Origin of the sequence: Streptomyces sp. NBC_01116 (assembly GCF_041435495.1) — a bacterium.
Taxonomy (GTDB): Bacteria; Actinomycetota; Actinomycetes; order Streptomycetales; family Streptomycetaceae; genus Streptomyces.
Genome location: NZ_CP108644.1, coordinates 8,614,780 through 8,621,271, shown reverse-complemented (window position 1 = coordinate 8,621,271; position 6,492 = coordinate 8,614,780). Strand labels below are relative to the sequence as shown.

The window sequence follows — 6,492 nt, the reverse complement described above, 5'->3', positions numbered from 1 at the left end:
TCGTCCGTCGAGGTCGTATTTGTTGAGGGGGTCGGCGGTGACGTATTCGTAGGCGTTGGCGTTGCCTCCGTATACGGGGTCGATGCTGAGGAAGCGTCCGGTGGTGGGGTTGTAGAGGCGGACGCCCATGAGTGTGAGGTTGTTGGGTGTTTCGGTGGAGCGTTGTTTGGCGCCGAGCCAGTTGTAGCGGGTGGGGGTTTGGCCGGTGCGGGGGTTTCCGTATTCGTCGCTGTCGAGTGCGACGGGGGGGTTGTTGATGTCCAGCGGGAGTTGCAGGGCGATGTCGCCGTGGATGGTTGTGAGGTGGAGGACGGTGTCGCCGGTTTTGGTGGTGGTGGCGGCGAGGTCTCCGGAGGTGGATTCGATGTTGCGGGTGAGGGTGCCGGTGGTGTCCTCGGTGATCCAGCGGGGGCTGTCGCTGTCGCTGTCGTAGTGGTTGGTCTTGGCTCCGGTCTGGGTCCAGGTGGTGCCGGTGGCGGTTTCGGTCGTCCAGGAGCGGAAGCGCAGTGCGGCGTCGAGCTGCCAGGTCTGGCGTTCGGTGCTGGTGGTGACCTGGTGGGCGAGGTCGTTGGCGTAGTAGCCGACGGTGCTGCCGGGCAGTGCGGTGGTACGGCCGAGGTTGTCGTAGGTGTAGCCGGTGTCGACGAGCCGGTCGGCGCTGTCGTAGGTGTGGGTGGTGGTGGTGCCGCCGGTGGTGGGGCAGGCCTCGGTGGGCTCGCCGGTGGCGGTGGTCAGGCCGGTGCGGTTGGTGCGTTTGTCGAAGGTGTAGGTGCGGCGGGTGCAGGTCTCGCCGGCGGTGTCGTGGACGTTGGTGAGGCGGCCGGCCTTGTCGTACTTGTAGTTCTGGGCGGACCAGCCCTGGTGGCTGGTGACCTGGCCGTGGGCGGACTCGGTGACGGTGTCGGTGTAGAGGCTCGTGCCGTCACTGTCGCGGGTGTAGGCCCGTGAGACAGCGGCTCCGGTCGGGTCCTCGGTGGCGGTCATGGTGTATCCGCCGGGCAGTTTCTCTGTGGCCAGGGATCCGTCGGCGTCGTAGGACGGGACGAAGTCACCGGCGACGGAGTCGCTGATCTTGGTGGTCAGGCCGCGGGGCTCGAGGTTGTGGTTGTAGGTGTAGGTGGTGGTCGAGGGGACCGTGTCGGACAGCTTGACGGGCCGGTCGAGCAGGTCGTACTCGGTCGTGGTCTTCCCCCCGTCGGCGTCGGTGTAGGTCGCCTGGCGGCCGAGCTTGTCGTAGGTCTTGGTGATGGTGCCCGCGGTCGGGGAGGTGATCTTGGTGATCTGGCCGGTGACCGTGTCGTACTCGTTGGTCGTCTCGGGGACGGCCTGGCCCAGGCCGCCGGTGACGGTGGTCTTCAGCGGGCGGGCGGCCGAGTCGTGGGTTGTGGTGGTCGTGCGGGTGGTGCCGTTGGCGGTGTCGGTGGCCTGGGTGACCTGGCCGAAGTACCCGTACTCGGTCGTCGTGTCGGGGAGATTGGCGGGCTGGCTGCCGCCGCCGGTGATGGCGCCTGCGGGACCGGTCCAGCAGGGCTGGTCGGCCCACTCGGGGCGGCCCTTGCACCATCCGGTGCCGTCCGCTGCCCAGTACTCGGTGATCCGGGTGGCGGCGTCGCTTCCGGTGCTGCCGGGCAGCCCCTGGGAGATGACACGGCCCTGGGCGTCGTAGCCGGTGGAGGTTCCCAGGTTCAGGCCTCCGGCGTCCTGGAGGGACAGCACGGGCAGGCCCTTCACCCAGTCGTACTGCGTCTGGGTGACGCGCTTCTCACCCATGAGGGAGTAGTGGTCCCGCACCCGGGCGCCGGTGATTTCCAGGGTGACCTGGTCCTTGACCGTCGCAGTTCCGTTGGTGGGGCGGCCCTCGTCGTATTCCTTGACCGTCCAGGAACGGGCCGGAACCGAGGTGCCGGCCGGAACGACCGTGGTGGTGCCGTCCTTGAGGTCCTCGGCCAGGTCCACACGGTGCAGCGGCCCGAACTCCTCCAGCTCGCGGGTACCTGTCTCGTTGTAGAGCGAGGTGGTCGACAGCACCTGAGCACGCTCGGACGAGGACTGGGCGATGATGCCCAGGTCGGTGAGGGTCTCCTTGTGCGCGTCGGTGGCGCCGAGCGCGAGTTCCCGGTTCCCGGCCGTCAGCTCACGGACGGTGTTGCCGAACCGGTCGTACTCGGTCGTGGTGATGTTCGCACCCGGGCTGAGGCTGTTGACCTGACGGCCGGAGACGTTCAGGTAGTTCACTGCGGCCCGCGCGTAGTTGCCGGGCGCCAGGTCCTCACCGGAGTTCGAGGTGGGAACGACGTCGGCGGGAAAGACGGCGGTGGCGTCGGTCGGGGCGTCGAACTGCCCCCACGCGGCCACGTTGCCGGCGCCCATCGCCACCGGAGCCTTGGCCCCGGTCAGCGGCACGCCGTAGACGACGGTGCTGACAGCGGTGCCTTCAGTCTGGTCGAGCGTGCCCTGCTTGAGTCCGGCACGTGAGACGTTCAGCAGCATGCCGTCGTTGGGGACCGAACCGCTGCCGGCGTTGCCGTAGTCGAAGGAGTAGGGCAGCTGCCCGTCCGATTCGGTCCATGTCACCCGGTCGCCCCAGTAGGCGTACTGGGTCTGGGCCTGCCGGCCTACCCGCGGGTCCCAGGACTGGCGCAGGGCGCCGGTGGAGTCGTAGCGGTAGCCCGCCACCGCGGTCGCCGTCGCGGCGGCGGCGCCGGGCGCGGTCGCCCACAGCTTGATCTGCTTGACCTGTCCGGTGAAGTCACCGAACTGGGCGTCCGAGCCGGTGCCCGTCGCCGTGGTGGCGGTGGCGTACTCGAACTCCAGCACCCGGCAGCCCTTGGTCGCCGGAGCGGTCTCGCAGGCCGCAGTCGTGACCGCGGAGGTCGGGGCGATGACCCGCTTGGGCCGCGCGAGCTTCTTGCCCGCCACGGTCACCGTCTCAGAGACGATCTTCGTGGTGGAATGCGTCAGCCCGTCCACCAGCGTGCTGGAAACCTGCCACGTCGTCGCGGCCGGATCGGGCTTGGTGAACGTGGTCACCGAGCCTTCGGTGTCCGACAGGGTGAACGTGGTGCCTACCGTGCCCTTGAGCGTCAGGCTTTCCAGCCCCGGCTCCGATACCCAGCCGGTCTTGGCGGCGTTGGCGGTGAAGTGGAGCGCGTCGCCCTCGAGCATCACCACGTCGACCGCGGTGTCGGAGACCCTGCGGACGTGGGAGTACTCGGACTCGCTGAGCTCGGCGACCGTGCCAGCCACCCAGTGCTTGCCGAAGATCGGGGCCTGGCCCTCCTGCTTGGCCGCCTTGTCCGGCACCCGCGAGGACGCCGTACGCGTGACCGACATCTCGAAGGCGGAGGCGTCCGTCTCGGAGAGGGTGTAGTCACCGGTCAGCAGGTTCAGAGAGCCGGGTCCGACCTCGGTCGTGGCCGCACCGTCGGCGTTGCGGTCCACCACCAGGTTCAGGGCGGGAGACGCGCTGGCCGCCGAGTTGGGGCCGGTGAAGTCGGCCTTCAGCTGGATGCTGCCGTCAGGGTTGACGGTGTCGGTGGTGTTCCACACCAGCGGAGCGTTCTTCCCGTTGACCAGCGGAACCGGCCAGGCCGTCAGCGCGGTGCCTCCGGAGGTGACGTCACCTGCGGGGATCTTCACCCACGGGTCGGCCTCCGAGCGGCGCCAGGAGAAGGACACCTGGTTGTATTTGCCCGCTTCGGCCTCGGCCACCAGCGGCAGACGCCGCGCGGTGCGTTCTCCCTCCGAGGGCTGGGAGAACCCGCCCGAACCGGCGTGGAAGATGTACTCGCGGGCCTCGGACTTGTTGTCCGCCTTGTCGGCCGACCGCACCTGCAGGGTGTGGGTGCCGTTACGGGGCGGGGTCACGCTGATCGCCTTCGCCGCGGACGAGCCGCCGGTGACGACCTTCGTCCAGGTCACCCCGTCCAGCGACCACTCCAGCCAGTTGTGATCAGCGGCCGGCGGCGTCACCGTGAACGTGCCCGGCTGGCCCGCGCCCTTGACCCACTGCCCGGAGGGGTAGTCGGTGGAGGTGATCTGCGTCGGCGCCGACGGTGCGGAGGTATCGACCGTGAACGTCTTCCACGCCGACCAGCCGGTGTTGTAGTGCGCCCCGTCGTAGGGGCTGGTGCGGAACTTGTAGGTCTTCCCGTTGACCAGCACGCCGGCGGGGACCGTCACGGACGCGGCCTGGCCCGATGCCACGTACTTCGAGACGATCGGACTGCCGACCTGCGTGTTGGTGACGTTGTCGTAGACCTGGAAGGTCCCGTTGACCTTGTCACCGTTCGCGTCGACGAACGTGTCCCGCAGCGTCGGTGTGAGGGTGTTCACGACGTAGTTGCCGGCGTAGGAGAAGAACGGAGGACCGGCCTCCTGCTTGGTACCCGTGCGCGGCCGGTGGTTGTAGGTCACCGACAGCTTCGGCGGGTTCTTCGCCGCGTTGGCGGAGTTCACCCGCTTCCACTGGGCCGTCACCGTCTCGCTGGTGGCCCGCAGACCCGTGTGCCCGCGGGTCGCCTTGGCACTGGCCCACTCCTGCGCCAGCGCCGTCACATCGGCGTTGATCCAGCCGTCCGTGACCGAGCCGCAGGCAGGGTTGCCCTTTGTCTCAGTGGAGGTGGCCTTCTTCGCCGTCCAGGCCGGCTGCGCGGTCCAGCGCGACGAGGTGGCCGGAGCCCCGGTGGACCACACCTCCCACGGATACGCCTTGCAGTCGGTGTTCGCAGAGTGGAAGTTCCACAGGCTCAGCTTCGCGCTGGAGACCAGCGAGTCCGCGATCGGCGCCGTGTTCCAGGTGATGAAGGAACGGGCCGTCCGGGGTGTCCCGTTCGCGTTCGTCGTGCCCGGGTTGCCGAGGTCGAGCTCGGTATCGGTGGACAGATCGGTCGTCTCACCCTGCTGCACATAGGTGTCGAACAGGTTCCCCAGCGCCGAGGTCGAAGGATCGACCGTGACCGGGTACTGCGTCTTCGGGTCCGCCAGGAACTCGGCGTCTGGCGTGACCACCAGGTCCACACCGCCCGGCGACTTCACGACCTTCATCGCGACGGGAGAACGCCGGGTGTGCTCGCCGGAGGCCTTGTCGACGCTCGCGTCCCACATCACCGGCGCCGGCATCACGGCCGTCTTCTTCGACTTCTTGTCCGTGAAGAGGACGCTGCCGTCCTTCTGCTGCTTGACCTTCAGACCCTTGGTCCTCAGCGGAAGCGTGTAGGAGAAACCCGCGGCAGGCGGGTTCTTCAGCTCGACAAACTGCTCGAACCCGGTACGGGTTGCCTCGACAATCACGTCGGCACCGGGCACCGCGTTGACATACGTGGCACGCGTCCCGTCAAGCTCGGGCGCCGGCAGACCGCCTCGCCACTGCAGCGTGATCTGCCCGTCACCCTCGCCCAGGGTCACCAGGTCAGTAGCGGGCGCCGCCTGAGAAGCCTTCAGCGACGAAGCTCTCTTCCCAGTCTTCCCTGACAGCCGCAGCCCTTCCGGATGAGCATGCGGGGCGACCGACCCGTCGGGCAATGCCTCCAGATCCACATTCACATCGCGCCACTGATCGGAATCATCCCTGAACCGGACAGGGCCAGCCGCGATCTCCGTCGTGAGGGAACCGTCCTTATTCACCCACGTCGTGGAGGAATCGGTCCTCTCCGACAGAGCTTCCACCCGTTTGCCCGACAAGCGGGCAAGGACACGGGCCGACGAAAGATCCCCTGCCTCCGTCGCGTACTTCCGCGATTCCTTGTCCGCAGGCTGGGCACTCTGCCCGGCAGGACCGGCAATCGCCGTCTCCGCCCCCTGCAGCACCGTAACCGCCATGGTCAGCGCGATGGACGTGGCAACCCCACGCTTCCACGCACCAGGCGCAGGCCGGGCAACACGGTGCCAGGCCGTAAACCGTTGATTCATCGAGAGAAACCCCCCAAGAAAAGCTGCCTTTTGGCAGCAAGGGAAACTAACCAACGTCAAAAGATGGCAAAGAGGGCTAACTGACCACAAAGGAGATCTTCACACAACGGTCACGAAAAACTTGTCTGGAAACAGCTCCACTCACAGGGAACTCTGAAACCAGACAACAAGCACGAAACGAACCTCCCCAAGCGGCACCCCCACCTCAACAAAACCCCACGAATGCAGGATCTGGAGTGCCGCGCGAAGCGACCGTCACGCGCATCCCCTCCCTCACACGGCCGGACCCTTTGCTTGCAAACCAAAGGTCCCGCCTACAACTGAGGGGCATCAACTCTCCTTCGACTCAAATGAGAGTTGATGCCTCAGTTGTAGGCATGACGCTTCGGTTCGCAAGGCATCCGCGCCTCCCGCGTCGCGGGGACCCGTCGTGACGGCGGCTTCGCACGGCAAGGCCAGAGCCTGCGAGCTACCTCGTGGGGTTTTGTTGAGGTGGGGGTGCCGCTTGGGGAGGTTCGTTTCGTGCTTGTTGTCTGGTTTCAGAGTTCCCTGTGAGTGGAGCTGTTTCCAGACAAGTTTTTC

Annotated in this window: 1 protein-coding gene; it reads right to left on the bottom strand. The window is 67.1% G+C overall.

The annotated features are described in order from the left end of the window. Nucleotides 1–5,820: RHS repeat-associated core domain-containing protein (locus OG245_RS37330; protein WP_371627759.1), on the bottom strand; the 5,820-nt coding region annotated here is incomplete at its 3' end. Nucleotides 5,821–6,492 lie beyond the last annotated feature (672 nt).